The organism is Paenibacillus sp. D51F (assembly GCF_053345695.1).
On record NZ_JBKFAO010000013.1, the window covers coordinates 49,686 to 65,955 of the forward strand.

The 16,270-nt window shown below is 57.2% G+C and carries 18 protein-coding genes; 5 read left to right on the forward strand and 13 right to left on the reverse strand.

What is annotated here, in order from left to right:
• Positions 1-47 precede the first annotated feature (47 nt).
• Complete coding sequence (gene cysK, locus ACLBWT_RS19550; protein WP_447664798.1) at positions 48-968, reverse strand: cysteine synthase A; 921 nt, start codon at positions 966-968, stop codon at positions 48-50.
• 350 nt (positions 969-1,318) lie between these two features.
• Between cysK and ACLBWT_RS19555 the strand changes: the two genes are divergently transcribed.
• Both ACLBWT_RS19555 and ACLBWT_RS19560 read left to right on the forward strand, forming a co-directional pair.
• Positions 1,319-2,128 carry an alpha/beta fold hydrolase gene (locus tag ACLBWT_RS19555; RefSeq protein WP_447664799.1) on the forward strand — a complete coding sequence of 270 codons (810 nt, stop codon included), beginning with the start codon at positions 1,319-1,321 and terminating at the stop codon, positions 2,126-2,128.
• 24 nt (positions 2,129-2,152) lie between these two features.
• A complete protein-coding gene (locus ACLBWT_RS19560; RefSeq protein ID WP_447664800.1) occupies positions 2,153-2,491 on the forward strand; it encodes a hypothetical protein in 339 nt (112 codons plus the stop codon).
• Between the two features lie 395 nt (positions 2,492-2,886).
• Here the strand turns inward: ACLBWT_RS19560 and ACLBWT_RS19565 are convergent, their stop codons facing one another.
• The 10 genes from ACLBWT_RS19565 to ACLBWT_RS19610 form a co-directional block, all read right to left on the reverse strand.
• The gene (locus tag ACLBWT_RS19565; RefSeq protein WP_447664801.1) at positions 2,887-3,024 is read right to left on the reverse strand and encodes a hypothetical protein; all 138 of its coding nucleotides are present in this window, start codon (positions 3,022-3,024) and stop codon (positions 2,887-2,889) included.
• Between the two features lie 215 nt (positions 3,025-3,239).
• On the reverse strand, positions 3,240-4,868 hold the full coding sequence (groL, locus tag ACLBWT_RS19570) for a chaperonin GroEL (protein WP_447664802.1): 1,629 nt from the start codon (positions 4,866-4,868) through the stop codon (positions 3,240-3,242).
• Positions 4,869-4,956: 88 nt separating this feature from the next.
• A complete protein-coding gene (groES, locus tag ACLBWT_RS19575; RefSeq protein ID WP_447664803.1) occupies positions 4,957-5,238 on the reverse strand; it encodes a co-chaperone GroES in 282 nt (93 codons plus the stop codon).
• A 207-nt stretch (positions 5,239-5,445) separates the two neighbouring features.
• Entirely contained in the window at positions 5,446-5,715 is a 270-nt protein-coding gene (locus ACLBWT_RS19580; protein ID WP_447664804.1) for a hypothetical protein, read from the reverse strand.
• A 272-nt stretch (positions 5,716-5,987) separates the two neighbouring features.
• Entirely contained in the window at positions 5,988-6,800 is an 813-nt protein-coding gene (gene tatC / locus ACLBWT_RS19585) for a twin-arginine translocase subunit TatC (protein WP_447664805.1), read from the reverse strand.
• Positions 6,801-6,850: 50 nt separating this feature from the next.
• A complete protein-coding gene (locus tag ACLBWT_RS19590; RefSeq protein WP_076359460.1) occupies positions 6,851-7,111 on the reverse strand; it encodes a twin-arginine translocase TatA/TatE family subunit in 261 nt (86 codons plus the stop codon).
• Positions 7,112-7,247: 136 nt separating this feature from the next.
• Positions 7,248-8,255: a molybdopterin-binding protein gene (locus ACLBWT_RS19595; protein WP_447664858.1), complete on the reverse strand. Its 1,008-nt coding sequence runs from the start codon at positions 8,253-8,255 to the stop codon at positions 7,248-7,250.
• A 2-nt stretch (positions 8,256-8,257) separates the two neighbouring features.
• Positions 8,258-8,752: a MogA/MoaB family molybdenum cofactor biosynthesis protein gene (locus ACLBWT_RS19600; protein WP_048748657.1), complete on the reverse strand. Its 495-nt coding sequence runs from the start codon at positions 8,750-8,752 to the stop codon at positions 8,258-8,260.
• A gap of 31 nt (positions 8,753-8,783) precedes the next feature.
• The gene (gene moaC / locus ACLBWT_RS19605) at positions 8,784-9,305 is read right to left on the reverse strand and encodes a cyclic pyranopterin monophosphate synthase MoaC (protein WP_049869274.1); all 522 of its coding nucleotides are present in this window, start codon (positions 9,303-9,305) and stop codon (positions 8,784-8,786) included.
• Positions 9,306-9,343: 38 nt separating this feature from the next.
• On the reverse strand, positions 9,344-9,964 hold the full coding sequence (locus ACLBWT_RS19610; protein ID WP_447664806.1) for a 5-formyltetrahydrofolate cyclo-ligase: 621 nt from the start codon (positions 9,962-9,964) through the stop codon (positions 9,344-9,346).
• Positions 9,965-10,110: 146 nt separating this feature from the next.
• On the opposite strand from ACLBWT_RS19610, the gene ACLBWT_RS19615 reads away from it, so the two are divergent.
• The 3 genes from ACLBWT_RS19615 (at position 10,111) to ACLBWT_RS19625 (ending at position 14,572) form a co-directional block, all read left to right on the forward strand.
• Positions 10,111-12,060, forward strand: coding sequence for an ABC-F family ATP-binding cassette domain-containing protein (locus ACLBWT_RS19615; RefSeq protein ID WP_447664807.1), 1,950 nt, complete (start codon positions 10,111-10,113; stop codon positions 12,058-12,060).
• Positions 12,061-13,070: 1,010 nt separating this feature from the next.
• On the forward strand, positions 13,071-13,496 hold the full coding sequence (locus ACLBWT_RS19620) for a hypothetical protein (protein ID WP_447664808.1): 426 nt from the start codon (positions 13,071-13,073) through the stop codon (positions 13,494-13,496).
• A complete protein-coding gene (locus ACLBWT_RS19625; protein WP_447664809.1) occupies positions 13,496-14,572 on the forward strand; it encodes a phosphodiester glycosidase family protein in 1,077 nt (358 codons plus the stop codon). The genes ACLBWT_RS19620 and ACLBWT_RS19625 overlap by 1 nt, the downstream gene beginning before the upstream one ends.
• A 115-nt stretch (positions 14,573-14,687) precedes the next feature.
• Here ACLBWT_RS19625 and tsaD read toward each other — a convergent pair whose 3' ends face one another.
• Positions 14,688-15,755, reverse strand: a complete 1,068-nt coding sequence (gene tsaD / locus ACLBWT_RS19630) for a tRNA (adenosine(37)-N6)-threonylcarbamoyltransferase complex transferase subunit TsaD (protein WP_447664810.1) — start codon at positions 15,753-15,755, stop codon at positions 14,688-14,690.
• Positions 15,752-16,270, reverse strand: coding sequence for a ribosomal protein S18-alanine N-acetyltransferase (gene rimI, locus ACLBWT_RS19635; protein ID WP_234993094.1), 519 nt, complete (start codon positions 16,268-16,270; stop codon positions 15,752-15,754). Before rimI ends, tsaD begins: the two co-directional genes overlap by 4 nt.

Below are 16,270 nucleotides of genomic sequence, written 5' to 3' on the forward strand. Positions count from 1 at the left end.
GACGCAAAAAAGTCTGCCTTTTACGGGCAGACTTTTTGTTGTCGGCATCAAAAAATGTCCATGCTGAGATATCTCTCTCCGCTATCAGGCGCAATGCACAGAATGCGCTTGCCCTTGCCGATGCGGCGAGCTTCCTGAACGGCGGCCCAGACAGAGGCTCCACCCGATGGGCCGAGCAGGAGGCCTTCCTTGGCGGCGAGCTCCCGACAAGCGGTGATGGCCGCATCGTCCTTGACCTGCACGATGTCGTCGTAGACATCTGTATTCAGGATCGGAGGCACGAAGCCTGGACTCGTACCGACCAGCTTATGGGGTCCGGGCTGGCCGCCAGAGAGGACAGGGGAGCCCTGCGGCTCCACGACAAGAATGCGCACTTCCGGCAGGAGCTTGCGAAGCTCTTCGCCTGTGCCGGTAATCGTCCCTCCGGTGCCGCTGGAAGCGACGAATACATCCAGCCGGCCCTCCATCTGCTCCATGATCTCCAGCGCCGTCGTTCCCCGATGCGCATCTGGATTCGCGGGATTTTCGAATTGAAGCGGAATATAGCTGCCTTCAATTCCTGCAGCCAGCTCCTTCGCCTTTTGAATCGCTCCAGGCATTCTCTCCGCGGCCGGCGTCAGGACAACTTCGGCTCCGTAAGCCCGCAAGATTCCGATCCTTTCCTTGCTCATATTGTCCGGCATGACAAGAATCGACTTGTATCCTCTCGCCGCCGCATTCATGGCGATGCCGATGCCCGTATTGCCGCTTGTCGGCTCGATGATCGTTCCCCCCGGCTTCAGTAGACCGTCCCTCTCCGCTTGCAGCATCATATTGGCGGCGGCCCTGTCCTTCACGCTGCCGCTCGGATTGAACTTCTCCAGCTTTACATATACCTCGGCGTCCTCGGGACCGACGAGCCGGTTCAGTCTGACTGCCGGCGTATCTCCGATCAGCTCCGTGACGGAATTTACGATTCTAGGAGGCATTGGCATCTTCCTTTTGTTCAGATTCAATGGATTACTATGAATAGTACAGGAATGGCCTTGGATTCTCAAACGCAGCTGCCGAAGGAGCTGAGCCAGGATGAGCTTCAGCTCCATTTCGATCAACTGCTCCCGATTCACCCGATTCACGCCGTTCGAGCGTGCAGCTTACTGACAGTCGAAACCACTAAAAAGCTCTTAGGAATGGTCTCGGTATCCTCCTTGAAGCTTGGGACAGCTCAGCTAACTTTTACCTTCATGTTGGTATTCAAAGAAGTTGTGATAAACTTGAATCATGCGATTTAATTCACTCAAAACTTAGATGAGCGTTGGCGCACCATAAGGAGGTTGCCATGAAAGGAAGTATAATTGCCCGTAATAACGTCAACATATTGGGCAACGGAACGCAGACAATCATTTTTGCTCACGGCTTCGGCTGCGATCAAATTATATGGCGTTACTTAACGCCGGCCTTTGAAGAAAACTATCGCATAGTATTGTTTGATTATGTCGGTTCGGGGAAATCTGAAATTCAGGCGTATGACGCCGACCGATACGGAAACTTGAACGGCTATGCGCAAGATGTAATTGACATTTGCCATGCGCTTGAATTGAAAAACGCCATCTTTGTCGGTCATTCCGTCAGCGCCATTATCGGGCTTCTGGCTTCAATAAGGGAAGTGGACTTGTTCGACAAGTTGGTGCTGATCGGACCTTCCCCTCGCTATCTGAACGACTTTCCCGATTATATTGGAGGATTTCAGCGGAAAGATCTAGAAGAATTGCTGCTTTTGATGGAAATAAACTATGCCGGCTGGGCAAACTACCTTGCTCCAGCGATCATGGGGAATTCGGATCGCCCCCAGCTCGCTCATGAGTTGGAACAAAGCTTCTGCGCAATGAACCCGGAGATCGCTCGGCAATTCGCCAGGACTACTTTTTTGGCCGATAATCGAAAAGACTTGAAGCAGGTCACCGTTCCATCCCTCATTCTTCAATGCTCGCAGGATATTATCGCTCCGCTTGAAGTGGGCACCTATGTGCATTACCAGACCCCTAATAGCACCCTGCGATTCATGGAGGCTACTGGACATTGCCCGCATATGAGCCATCCGGAGGAGACGATACGACTGATTGAGGAATACCTGGAGACTACAGCGTAAATCCTGGCACGGAAGGAACGATGCATGACAATCAACGGACAAGTGAAAGTAGAGTTGAACGCAACATTTTGCCTTAGTGAAGATCATATTATTTTGGATGCCGATGACACGCTTCTTTGTTTGCTCGGCTATGATCTTAAAGGCTTGCTCGGATGTCAGTTTGAATCGATTCTTACCCAAGCCAGCTCGGCTTTTCTTCATTTACATTTTCAACCGCTAATGAAATTGCAAGGCAGGGTTGAACAGATGAGTCTATTTCTGAAAGCCGCGAATGGGCATGATATACCGATTCTTTTGCACGCAGATCGGCAAGTGCGGGACGGTCAGGTCATTCATCAATGCTGGATAAAATATCGGAAATGATTACCGATAAGGATTTCATAAATGCTGTGCCGGAATATAGAGGTACCTATAAATAGGACCTATGAAAAGGCATTCAGGCTGTGGGTTCCATTTTTTATATTCAACTAGGGATAAAGATAGTGAACATCTTCCGTGGCCGGTCGATTGAGCTAATTGAGAATTGTTTGTTCAATAAAACAGCAGCAGTCTAGGACTTTATTTTCACGTCCATGGCTGCTGCTGTTTTGTTTCTTGGGTCAGTCTAACACTAATTTTTCGGAGTTCGGCAGATTATATATCGAAAAATCGCACGGATATAACACATAAAGTCTAATACTTTATTTTCTCTAGACACCAAGCAGCTCCAGCTAACAATCCTCGTTTTTAGACTTCCCCTCGACCATAAGGCCAGCAGGCTATACATAGAGCTTCTTGGTCGATTTGTTCCATTTCACGTCGAGGCCGAACGCCTGCAGCGCCTCGGCAACAGGAGTGACCAGTTTGCCATCCTCGATCTTACCGGTCGCCAGCAGCTTGTTGTCCGCCAGGCGCACGACCTTTGGAACGATCTCGGCTGTATATAGAATCGGTTTGCGGCCGGTTAAGCACTTTTTATCTTTATGTTACAAAAAACAAAAAGAAAGAGGCCTCCCAAAAGTTCGCCGAACTAATGAGGGGCCTCTAATATCAAAACACATGTGGGCAGTTTGTGGGCAATCGATTCCCCGTATGCCCAAAAACATTGATTCTACGGGCTTTTTGGCCCTTCTTACATCATGCCGCCCATGCCGCCCATGCCGCCCATGTCAGGCATAGCCGGTTTGTCTTTTTCCGGTTTGTCGACGACAACCGCTTCGGTCGTCAGAACGACAGCCGCTACGGAAGCGGCGTTCTGCAGCGCGGAGCGCGTTACCTTCGTCGGGTCGACGATTCCGGCTTCGAACATGTTAACCCAGTCGCCGGTAGCGGCATTGTAGCCGATGCCGATGGCTTCTTTTTTCAGACGCTCGACGATGACGGAGCCTTCAACGCCTGCGTTGGTCGCGATCGTGCGAACCGGCTCTTCCAGAGCGCGCAGGATGATGTTGACGCCGGTTTTCTCTTCGCCCGTCACGTTCAGAGCCGCAACAGCTCCGTATACGTTCACGAGTGCCGTGCCCCCGCCGGATACGATGCCTTCTTCCACAGCTGCACGCGTGGAGTTCAGGGCGTCCTCAATGCGCAGCTTGCGCTCTTTGAGTTCCGTTTCGGTCGCTGCGCCGACTTTGATGACGGCTACGCCGCCGGACAGCTTGGCCAGACGCTCTTGCAGCTTCTCGCGGTCGAAGTCGGAAGTCGTTTCTTCCAGCTGCGTGCGGATCTGCTTCACGCGCACATCGATGTCGGTTTTGTCGCCGGCGCCGTCAACGATGATCGTGTTTTCTTTGGTTACGCGGATTTGGCGAGCGGAGCCGAGCTGCTCGACCGTCGTGGACTTGAGGTCCAGACCGAGCTCTTCGGTGATCACTTGGCCGCCCGTCAGAGCGGCGATATCGCCCAGCATCGCTTTGCGGCGGTCGCCGAAGCCAGGAGCTTTGACGGCTACGCAAGTGAAGGTGCCGCGCAGGCGGTTGACGATCAGCGTAGCTTGAGCTTCGCCTTCAACGTCTTCAGCGATGATCAGCAGCTGCTTGCCGGATTGGACGACTTTCTCCAGAACAGGCAGGATCTCCTGGATGTTGGAGATTTTTTTGTCAGTGATCAGGATGTACGGGCTGTCGAGGACAGCTTCCATCTTGTCCGTATCCGTGATCATGTACGGAGATACGTAGCCGCGGTCGAACTGCATGCCTTCAACCACTTCAAGCTCCGTATAGAAGCCTTTGGATTCTTCAACCGTGATGACGCCGTCGTTGCCGACTTTTTCCATCGCTTCAGCGATCAGCTGACCGACTTCGTCGTCGCCGGAGGAGATGGCCGCAACCTGCGCGATGGAATGCTTGCCTTCGATCGGCTTGGAGATATTCTTCAGCTCTTCCACGGCAGCGCGGACAGCTTTCTCGATGCCTTTGCGGAGAACGATCGGGTTCGCGCCGGCCGTTACGTTTTTGAGGCCTTCGCGGATGATCGCTTGAGCCAGAACCGTAGCGGTCGTCGTGCCGTCGCCGGCAACGTCGTTCGTTTTCGTTGCGACTTCTTTGACCAGCTGGGCGCCGGCATTTTCGAACGGGTCTTCCAGTTCGATTTCTTTGGCGATGGATACGCCGTCATTCGTGATCAGCGGGCTGCCGAATTTCTTCTCGAGCACCACATTGCGGCCTTTAGGACCGAGCGTTACTTTAACTGCATTTGCAAGAGCGTCGACTCCGCGCAGCATGCCGCGGCGTGCGTCTTCACTGAACTTGATTTCTTTTGCCATCGTCCATTACCTCCCGGTATATAGTTGTGGATGGAATGCTCTAAGTATGAAAATCTGATGTATGGCGAAACTTCGCAGCCAGAAGGTCTTAGCCGAAGATCGCGTGGATGTCGCTTTCTTTCATAATCAAATACTCTTTGCCCTCGTATTTGATCTCCGTTCCTGCATATTTGGAGAAGAGCACGCGGTCGCCGACTTTCACTTCCAGCTCAACGCGCACGCCGTCCTTCAGCGCTCCGCTTCCTACAGCGATGATTTTGCCTTCTTGCGGCTTTTCTTTCGCCGTGTCCGGCAGCACGATGCCGCTGGCGGTAGTCTCTTCCTTAGCGATCGGTTCTACCAATACGCGTTCACCCAAAGGTCTGATCATGAAAAAATAGCCTCCTTAATTAAATTTGTCGTATTTTGTTAGCACTCGTAAGCCCTTAGTGCTAACAACATGTTTTTATGATACTCAACTTGAGACAGGATTTCAAGTGGGAGGCATCGATTTTATGAGAAGTTTACATCACACCCCTTTCCACCCAAACAAAATAGCCGCCGGCTGGGGCCGACGGCTGACAGAAGAGAATGAACGTCATTTGTTGGAGGAATCGTCGAGAGCTTCAAGCTTCTCCGAGACGAGATGAAGCGCCGCTCCGGAAGTGTAGATGAAGACGCTGCCGATAAGGAATCCGATGCCGACCATAAGGGTCATATTCGTGTCGCTGAAGTGGGTGATATCCCACAGGCAAGCTACAACGCCGATCATCAAGCAGGTCCAAGCCATTATATTCATGAATTGGAAGAGACGATCGACCGCGGTCTTGCTTTGCTCGATTGGCTTGACAGAAATCATCTTGGCCATGAATGTCACATCCCGTTCAAAGTTGTAAGTGGTTTCATATCTATACTATACCACGTTTCGCCCAAATATGTTCAAATATTTTTCACTTTTTGATCAAATATTGGACATGTATCTGTCTCATATGGCTTAAAAGACTTTGCTGCGCCGCTTGACGAAGCCAAAGTCAATCATCGATTCCTCTCCATTTTGTCCAATTCATGTCCGTTTCATGACGTTCTGGAAAGCAGGCAACAAAAAAAGCCTGCCGCATGGGCAGGCTTGATGCAGGCGATCTATTTGCTTGCAGCGACAGCGTATTCCTGTTCGAAGCGCGCGTCCTTCTCCTGCTGGCGCTTGTAGATCCGAGCGCACATCAGGATGCTCAGCTCGTAGAGCAGGATGAGAGGAATCGCCACCAGCGTATCCGAGACGACATCGGGCGGAGTGACCGTGACGCCGATGAACACCATGATGAAGTAGGCGACTCTCCTCATCTTCCGCAGACCGCCCGGCGTCAGAATCCGGATCGCGGTCAGGAACATGAGCAGGAGCGGCAGCTCGAACAGAAGCGAGATCGGCACGATGATGTTGACCATGAACGTCAGATACTGCACGATGCCGTACGTTTCTTCAAGTCCCAGGCTTCGGGCGACCTTGGAGGTGAAGTGGAAAGCCATCGGGAACACGACGTAATAGGAGAACGCCAAGCCGAGCAGCAGCATGAACAGCGCATAAGGAACGTACCGGAGCGCGGCCCGCTGCTCAGGCACGCGAAGAGCCGGCTTGACAAAGGACCAAAGCTGGAAGAAAGCGACCGGAACCGCCGGAACGAGCGCGATGATGAAAGCGAACTTCATGTAGATTCCGATGCCGTCCCAGAGGGAGAAGGTATGGAAGCCTCCGATCTCCTTGGCCTGTTCCGTGGACGTCAAGTAGTTGTACATCGGTTCGGCGAAAAAGAGGCCCAGTATCAATCCCGCTATGAGCACCAGCAAAATCACGAAGATCCGCTTGCGCAGCTCTCCCAGATGGTCCATGAGGGACATCAGGCCTTCTTCCCGCAGCCGCGTGCGCTGCCCTGCCTTATTCCCCGTGGGGCTGGCCATACGTGATCCTCCTTACATGTACATGTTGAATCATTCCGGCTGTCCGCCGGTTATTCCGGAAGACGCTTCGAATCCGCGCGGACAGGCTCGCTGCCGGATACTTCCCCGTCTACTTCGATGCGCGACGCAGCGTCGCGGCGCGCAGGCTGCTGCTGATTGTCGTCTTCCATCAGATCGCGGGCGCCGGCCTTGAATTCCTTCAGCGTGCGGCCGAAAGCGCGGCCGAGCTCCGGGAGCTTGTTGGGTCCGAACAGCAGGAGAGCGATAACGGCGAGCAGCAGGAAGCCTGTAGCTCCAATTCCACTAAACATGATGAATGATTCCTCCTCTGGATTTCGCGAGAATCTCGCTGGATGTCTGGCGTCTCCAGCCATCCTTCCTTCCAGGAGCCATCATGCCTGAAGGGAAGGATGCTGAAGACGATCGGTATTGCGCGCCGCGGAAGCTTCAGCAGCCGTGCAGGCCGCCGTAGCCCATCGCGGTAATATCTTCCTTGACGATCTTATCCCCGGCCAATATCCGGGGAAGCAGCACATCGAATGACGTATAGGGGTCGTGCATGACGCAGCCCGGAAGGCCCAGCACAGGCGTCCCTCCGAGATAGCCGATGAGCAGCATCGATCCCGGCAGCATCGGCGTTCCGTAGCTGACGATGTCGGTGCCGGCCGAGCTGATGGCGCCTGGCGTGCGGTCGTCGGGGTCGACGGACATGCCGCCTGTAAGCAGTATCATATCATACTCTTTATTTTTGTACTCAAGGATTTTCCTTGCGATGGCGTCCTTGTCATCCGGCATGATCGCCTGCTCGGCGACCGCCGAGCCGAGCGCCTCGAGCTTCGCCCGGACCGCCGGCCCGAACCGGTCCTGGATCCGTCCGCTGTGCACTTCTCCGCCCGTCGTGATGAGGCCGGCCCGCATCGGACGAAGCGGCTTCACCTCGATCGGAGCCCTGCCGGTAGCGGAACGATAGTCGGCAGCGAGGCTTTCCACGGCCTCGATCTTGCTTCGGGATACCACGAGCGGAATGACGCGCGTCGCCGCGAGCTGTCCGCCCGCCTCGACAAGGCTGTTGCTGCGGATCGTGGCAAGGGCGATGTCCCCGAGCGCATTGACGGCGTTCACATATTCGGAATCGATCTTGGCAAGGCCTTGCATCAAGGACTTGACCGCAACCTTGCCCTCGTGCGGCTCGCCGATCCGCGTTCCTTCTCCTTGAAGAGCCTTGGCCATCCTCAGAGCCGCATCGTCCTCGTGCAGCTCGTCCTCGGCCAGCTCCATGACATAGATATGGGCTTTGCCGATATCCAGCAGGGCCGGTATATCGGCTGCTTCAATGACATGGCCTTTCTTGAACAGCCTGCCCTTGAAGCTTCCGGGAACGATTCGCGTCAAATCATGGGCCAGCCGGAGGCCGAGCGCATGCTCGACAGGCACTTCGCGCAGCTTGGTTTTCATGGTCACCCTTCATGCTCCCCTTCCCGGCCCGATACGATGCCGAGAGCATGAGGCAGCTGGTCGATGACCGCCATCAGGCATTCATGGACGCCCTTGGGATTGCCCGGCAGATTGATGACCAGCGTCCGGCCCCGGACGCCGCTGACGCCGCGAGAGAGCATCGCCTTGCGTGTACGCGACATCGTGCTGCTGCGCATCACTTCCGATATGCCGGGAACCAGCCTCTCGACGACCTTGAGCGTCGCCTCCGGCGTCACATCCCGCGGTCCAAGCCCTGTGCCTCCGGTCGTAAGCACCAGGTCGGCCTGATAATAATCCGTCATTTCGATCATGGCCGCCATGATTTCGTCCTGCTCGTCGGGCACGATCCGGTAATCCACGATATCCCCGTGCAGCTCCTCCTCGACCAGCTCGCGGATGACCTGCGCGCTCGTGTCCTCCCGCTCTCCCCTGAAGCCCTTGTCGCTTGCTGTGAGAACCGCTACCTTCCATCGCATCTGACGTTCCTCCCGTCCCCTGTCGCCGTTCTTATCCCCGCATGAAATCCCCGTTTTTGCCGCCTGACTTGGATACAAGCTCGGTCGGACCGATCACCATATCCTTTTGCATCGCCTTGCACATGTCGTACACGGTCAGCGCAGCGGCGGATACCGCCGTAAGAGCTTCCATTTCCACTCCGGTCACGCCTTTGGTCTTCACTGTCGCCTGGATGTAGAGCTTGTCCTCGCCATTATCCGAGAAGGCGATGTCTATGCCCGTGAGCGGGAGCGGATGGCACATCGGAATCCATGACGACGTGTTCTTGGCCGCCATGATTCCGGCCACTTGAGCCACGGCCAGCACATCCCCCTTGGAGATGCCGCCGGATTTGATCCTGGCCAGCGTATCCTCCGCCATCTGCACGGTTGTCCGCGCCGCAGCCGTTCTCGACGTCGTCTCCTTGCCCGTCACATCCACCATCCGGGCCCGTCCCTGTCCATTGAAATGGCTCAGGCTGTCCGCCTCGCCGCCATCCACGCCAGCAGGCAGCCTGTCATCTGCAGTCGCCATCCGCTTCCCCAGCTCCCTTCAACTATCGTTATCCGCCGTCAAGCCTGACGGGCGAACCATTGCATGCCCTCTTCCGTAATGAGGCCGTCCAGCTTGGCGTCATGCGGCTCCATCGGTACGGCATCGACGATCTGGAACGCGAACCCGATGCCGATCCATGGAGGCGGCTCTCTCCCGGCCGACCGGGCAGCATGCTCGAGCTTGAGGCGGTAGCGGTCGTAATAACCGCCGCCGTAGCCGAGCCGGCCCCCCTTGCCGTCGAAGCCGGATCCCGGCACCAGCACCGCATCCGGCAGAAATCCTTCCGGTAGCGCCGGCGCGACGGCCGGGTCGGGCTCCAGGATTCCATAGGCTCCGGGCTTCAGCTCCTCCCAGGAAGCAAGGCGATGCAGCGTCATCGACCGGTCCGGCAGCGACGCGCGGGGAACGAGGACATCGATTCCGGCTCGCCAGGCCCATTCGATCAGCGGCGACAGATCCAGCTCGGAGCGGAAAGCCGCATAGGCCGCCAAGCTTGCGCAGCCGCTTCCCTGCAGCCATTGGGCCGCTCGGTGGCATGCAGCCGCGGATGCGGCCATCCTTGCTTCGGGAGAGGCGGAATCCCGAATGTGAAGAAGACGTGCTCTTACCGATGTTTTGTCGTCCGGATGATTGCCCATCGTTCGAAGTAACCCCTCGCAGGCTCTTGGTCATAATTGTCTATAGTTTACCACTGAGACCTTTGTTTCGCCAATAAGGGTCGATTATGGCGGTCAATTGCGTTATTCTTAATAGAAGAAGAACGATTGAAAGGAACTTGGGTTCTATGCTGCTGCAAGTAAACGATCTGACCAAAAGCTACGGCATCACAACCATACTCTCCCGCATCTCCCTGCAGATCCAGGAGCGCGAGCGCATCGGACTTGTCGGGGTGAACGGCGCCGGCAAGTCCACCCTGCTCCAGATTCTGGCCGGCGTCCAATCGGCCGACAGCGGCGTCATTCATCGCGCCAAGGAAACCCGCATCGGCTACCTCGCCCAGAACAGCGGCCTGCAGTCGGGCAAGAGCATCGACGAGGAGATGCGTCTGGTTTTCGCCCATCTCGTGGAAGCCGAGCAGGAGCTGCGCAGGCTGGAGCATGAAATCGCCGATCCTTCCCTGCACGGGGATGAAAAAAAATACAACGACACCCTCGAGCGCTACGCCCGCAGATCCGACTGGTACCGGGATCAAGGCGGCTTCGAGATGGAGACCCGCATCAAAAGCGTGCTGCACGGCATGGGTTTCGGGGATACGGATCCCGCCACGCCGGTCTCGACGCTGAGCGGAGGACAGAAAACCCGTCTCGCGCTGGCCCGGATTCTGCTGCAAGCCCCCGACCTGCTGCTGCTGGACGAGCCGACCAACCATTTGGACATCGCGACGCTGACCTGGCTGGAGGATTATTTGCGCAGCTATTCGGGCGCCATTCTCATCGTCTCCCATGACCGCTACTTCCTGGATGCCACGGTCGGCACGATCATCGAGATCGAGCGGCATCAAGCCCGGCGTTATGCGGGCAATTACTCCCGCTATGTCGATCTCAAGGCGGCGGAATACGAATCGGCCATGAAGCAGTACGAGAAGCAGCAGGACGAAATCGCCCGCATGGAAGAATTCGTCCGCCGCAACATCGTGCGGGCATCCACGACCAAGCGCGCGCAGAGCCGCCGCAAGGCGCTCGACCGCATGGAGAGGATCGACCGCCCCGCGGGCGATCTCAAGCGGGCCAGCTTCCGCTTCGAGATCGAGCGCGCGACGGGGCGCGACGTGCTGGAGGCGCTGGATTTGTCCGTCGGCTTCGGAGACAGCGTCGAGCCGGTCTTCCGCGACGTCACGCTGCGCCTCGAGCGAGGGGAGACCGTCGCCCTCGTCGGCCCGAACGGAATCGGCAAGTCGACCTTGCTCAAGGCGCTGATGGGCAAGCAGGAGCTGCTCGCCGGCACGGTCCGGTGGGGCACCCATGTGAAGCTCGGCTACTACGACCAGGAGCAGACGGAGCTTAGCGGGACCAATACCGTCCTTGAAGAGGTATGGAAAGCATTTCCCGGCGTGGAGGAAGCCCGGATCCGGACGATCCTCGGCAACTTCCTGTTCAGCGGAGACGATGTCAAGAAGCGGGTCGGCTCCCTCAGCGGCGGAGAGAAAGCCCGCGTCGCCCTCGCCAAGCTGATGCTTCAGCAAGCGAACGTTCTTATATTGGACGAGCCGACCAACCATTTGGATCTGTTCAGCAAGGAAGTGCTCGAATCTGCGCTGCTCGACTTTGAAGGCACGCTCCTGTTCATCTCCCATGACCGGTATTTCCTGAACAAGATCGCGGAACGCATGATGGAGATGAGTCCGTCCGGCACAGTCGAATTCCTCGGCAACTACGACGACATGATCGAGAAAAAGAAGGAGATCGCAGAGCTTCTGCTTGAAGCCCGCGAGGCTTCGCGCCCCGCGGCCGGCACCTCTGCGGAAGGCGGCTCTGCGGTTCCGGCCGGCAGCGCTTCATCTTACGAGGCCGACAAGCAAGCTCGCCGCGACGAGCGGGCGAAGCAGCGCCGGATCGAGCAGCTTGAAGCCGACATCGCCTCGCTTGAGGCCGAATCCGAACGCCACGAGGAGCAGCTGGCGGATCCTGAAGTTTACCAGGACTACATCCGCCTTCAGGAAGTGCAATCCAGCCTGGACGCCGTCCGGGTCCGCCTGCAAGCAGCGTACGAGGAGTGGGAAGGACTTCTTGCCTGAGCGAAAGCCGGGCGGCTATAGGCCGGTTCCTTCCATTCTGATCAGCAAAAGAACCTTTCGGCCTTGGAGCCGAAGGGTTCTTTTGCGCTGGCATTTGCAGCATGTGCGAAAATTAGTTTCAGTCCAACACTTGCAATTCACTCATTTCAGGCGTATAATAAGTCCTATTGATTAACCCGCCTATTCCCCTTCTTTAGGAATCGATCATAACCCCCGATTCCGCCGTTTCTTGTTTCCCTTTTGATGAGACTGGCCTTAAAGAAATTCTGATTCACGCTGGCGCGGTCATTGGAGCCGCAAGGACGGAAGAGAGGTAGGGCTTCCGTTGTTTTGGAATGCGCAGTACGTAGAGAGCAGGACCAGACAAGCAGTTGCAGATGGAAAAGAAGCAGGAATGCAGTCGTTCTTCCGGGCCAAGCGCCGATCACCCGGTTGAATGGGTCAATCATAGACACGGACGCAGCAAGCTCCGTACATCAGGAACCGGCATGCCGGTAAGCCGCATGAGGCGCACGCAATTTAAATAGAAGGCCCTCCGCCTGAGCCCGCAAGGGGCCGGGAAGAGGGCCTTCGTCCATTTCATGCTGCCGCTTTCAGTTATGCACAGCGTTATCCACAACCCTGAATAAGTTGTCAGGCAATTCTGTTTTGAAATTCAATTCAGACGCCGCATTGCACTTGGATCCCCAGATCGGCATCGATCGAAGAACGGAGCTCCGACAAAATTATCCTCACTATCCACATTGTCCACAAGGCTGTATTGAAAAAAATATCCCCATTTTCTGCACAGCGTTTTTCCAGCAAGGAAGCGGCTGCAGCCCAGCTGTCCACAGATAAGGCCGGTGTTGTGGGCAATATCGTTCAGCAGCCGGGAAGACTGTCCGGGGTGACCGGGCAGGAAGGCTATGGTAGAATAGGACCCACACAGGAAATGGATGCAACATGTTCCAGTCTTTTGCCGTCATAGATTCAGTCAAGCTATACCGCAATGATCAAGAGGTGATTCCAGCATGAACCAAGACACGCCGGCCGTCTATTCGCGAATGGAAGCGGCCGTTCCCCGACGCACCGCCCGCAGGTCCCCCGTACCGTTCCTGATCGCCTGGCTCCTCATCACGGCTGCAGGCATAGCCGGAGCCTGGTTCTATACACAGCACTTGCAGCAGCAGATGTCCTTGCAGATCCAGCAGCAGACCGACATGCAGATCGCCGAGCTCCAAGCCAGGTACGACGAGAAGCTGGACATGCTGGAATCGGGTTACCAGACCGAGCTCGCCGCCTTGAACAGCAAGGTGCAGAGCCTCAATGAGCTGCTCGCTTTCACCCGCGACAACGCCAGCGGCAAGACCGACAACAGCAACAAGCTGTTCACCCAGCTGAGCGAAGTCCAAAAACAGCTCGACGAGCTGAAGAAAAACCTGGATGTGCTGAAATAATGCGGGGCATCGACGTGCGCGTCATCAATCGGCGCATGCTGCTCATGACCGCCCCATTCCTTGGAGCGCTTCTGTTCCTGCTGCTGCATCAGCCTGAGGTGAGGCTTCCCGGCTCGACGGCTGCTGTTCCCGCAGCGCCCAAGGACACGTCCGGACAAGTCCAGGCCATCGGGACCGGATTCGAGCAGGCCAAGACCAGCGCCGTCCATACGGCCGGCTCCATCCAGAAAGCCGCTGCGCTGTACAATCAGACCAGCCAGCGGATGAACGTCATTGCAGGCATGGCGCGCTCCCAGAGCGGCCGTCCGCTCGCCGTTTACGACCGCCGCATCAGCATTCCGCTCGGAAGCCCGTCGGAGACGATCCAGACGGACAAGCTTACCGCACAGCTGTTTTTCATCAAAGCCCAGAACTTCAACGGCTACGCGCTCAAAGTGAGGCTCAAGCAAGAGGGAGCGATGAAGCTGGCGATCGGCGGAGACAAGCCGGGCCGGGCGGAGACGACGCTCGCAGCCGTCAAGCGCTACAATGCCGTCGCCGGCATCAATGCCGGCGGATTCGCCGACGACGGCTCCGGCCGCCGGTACCCGCTGAGCACGACCGTCATGGAAGGGAAATACATCGGCGGATTCGAGCCGTCCTACAAGGATCTGTTCTTCGTCGGCCTGAGCAAGGAGCGCAAGCTGATCGGCGGAAAGTATTCGAGCCGCCACCAGCTGGACCGGGAAAACCCCGAATTCGGCGTCTCGTTCGTCCCTGTCCTGATGAAAGGCGGCGTCGCCCAGCCGATTCCGCTGAAGTGGCAGCTGAGCCCGCTGCGGGCGCCCCGTACCGTCGTCGCCAACTACAAGGACGACCAGCTGCTGTTCATCGTCGTGGACGGCTACAATGAAGCCGGCAGCTCCGGGGCTACGCTCGGCGAGATGCAGATCCTGCTCTCCCGCTTCAAGGCCGTGGACGGCTACAATCTGGACGGCGGCGGCTCCTCGACGCTCGTATTCAACGGCCGCATCGTCAACCATCCGTCGGACAAGAAGCTCCGTCCGCTTGCGACGAATTTCCTTTTCTTTTCTTGAACAGCAAAGGGGCAGTCGGCCAAGTCATTCCACCGGCTTGGGTTGCTGCCCCTTTTATCAGGAGTGCAAAGAGGCTGGCGCCTTCATGGCGCCAGCCTCTTTGCTTGAAAGAAAGTTATTCGGCCGGCATCGCAGGCCTGGCCTCGCGGACGGACCACTCCTCGAGCGACAGGCCGGGATCGGCCTTCAGATCGAAGCCGGTGAACTGGCTCCGCGTCCACTTCAGATGGGCGGCGGCGCCGATCATCGCGGCATTGTCCGTGCACAGCGAATGCGGAGGAATGAGCAGCGGCAGCCGCTCCGCGGCGCACAGCTCTTCCAGCCGGCTGCGCAGGCCGCGGTTGGCGGCGACGCCGCCGCACAAGAGCAGCTGCCGCGCTCCGAACTCCTTGGCGGCACGGATCGCCTTCACCGTCAGCACTTCGATGACGGATTCCTGGAAGCCGCGCGCAAGCGCAGGCACATCAAGCTCCAGCCCTTTCATTCTGGACTGGTTGATGGCTGCGAGCACGGCGGACTTCAAGCCGCTGAAGCTGAAATCGTAGGAGCCCGGCTCCAGCCAGGAGCGCGGCAGCTCGGCGGCATGCTCCGCCGCCGCTGCCTGCCGGTCGATGTGAGGACCGCCGGGATAAGGGAACTTCAACGCCCGGGCGACCTTGTCGTAGGCCTCGCCGACCGCGTCGTCCCGCGTGCGGCCGACAATGCGGAAGACGCCCTCCTCCTCCAGCATCACGAGCTCGGTATGGCCGCCGGATACGACAAGCGCCAGGCATGGATATTGAATCTCGCGCACGAGCGCATTGGCGTAGATATGCCCTGCGATATGATGGGTGCCGATAAGCGGCACGTCAAGCGCCATCGCCAGGCTCATCCCGGAGACGATGCCGACGAGCAGCGCGCCGACAAGTCCCGGCCCCTGGGTGACGGCAATGGCTGACAGATCCTTCGCCTCGATGCCGGCTTCGGAGATCGCCTGCTCGATAATGAGCGTGATGACTTCGACATGCTTGCGGGAGGCGACCTCCGGCACGACGCCGCCGAACTGGCGATGCGTCTCGATCTGGCTGGAGACGATATTGGAGAGAATCTCGCGTCCGCCGCGGATGACCGCTGCGGACGTCTCGTCGCAGCTGGTCTCGATGGCTAGAATAAGTTCGTTTTCCCTGTTCCGCTGTGCGCTCATTGGGCTTGTCCCTCCGCTTGCGGCTGCCCAAGCTCCGCCCACATGATCAGGGCGTCCTCGTTGTTGTCGGAATAGTAGCCCGGACGGATGCCGGACGGCTCGAAGCCGAATTTGCGGTACAGCGACTGGGCCACCTCATTGGTTACCCGGACCTCCAGCGTCATCCGGACGGCTCCGAAAAAGACCGCGAGCTTCTTCAGCTCGGACAGCAGCCGCGCTCCCAGCTTGCGTCCGCGGAACTCCCGGCTCACCGCGATGTTGGTCACATGAGCCTCGTCCATGATCAGCCACATGCCGCCATAGCCGATAATTTCTCCATGCAGCGTCATCACCATGTACCGCGCGAAATGATTATGTGTAAGCTCGTTCACGAAAGCATCGGAGGTCCACGGAGAAGTGAACGCCTCATGCTCGATCGCGATGATGGACGGGATGTCGTCGAGCTTCATCGAACGGAACACCAGGTCATCCTCGCCGGATGCAGCGTGAAGCTGCATGACGTCGTAATCCGCCAT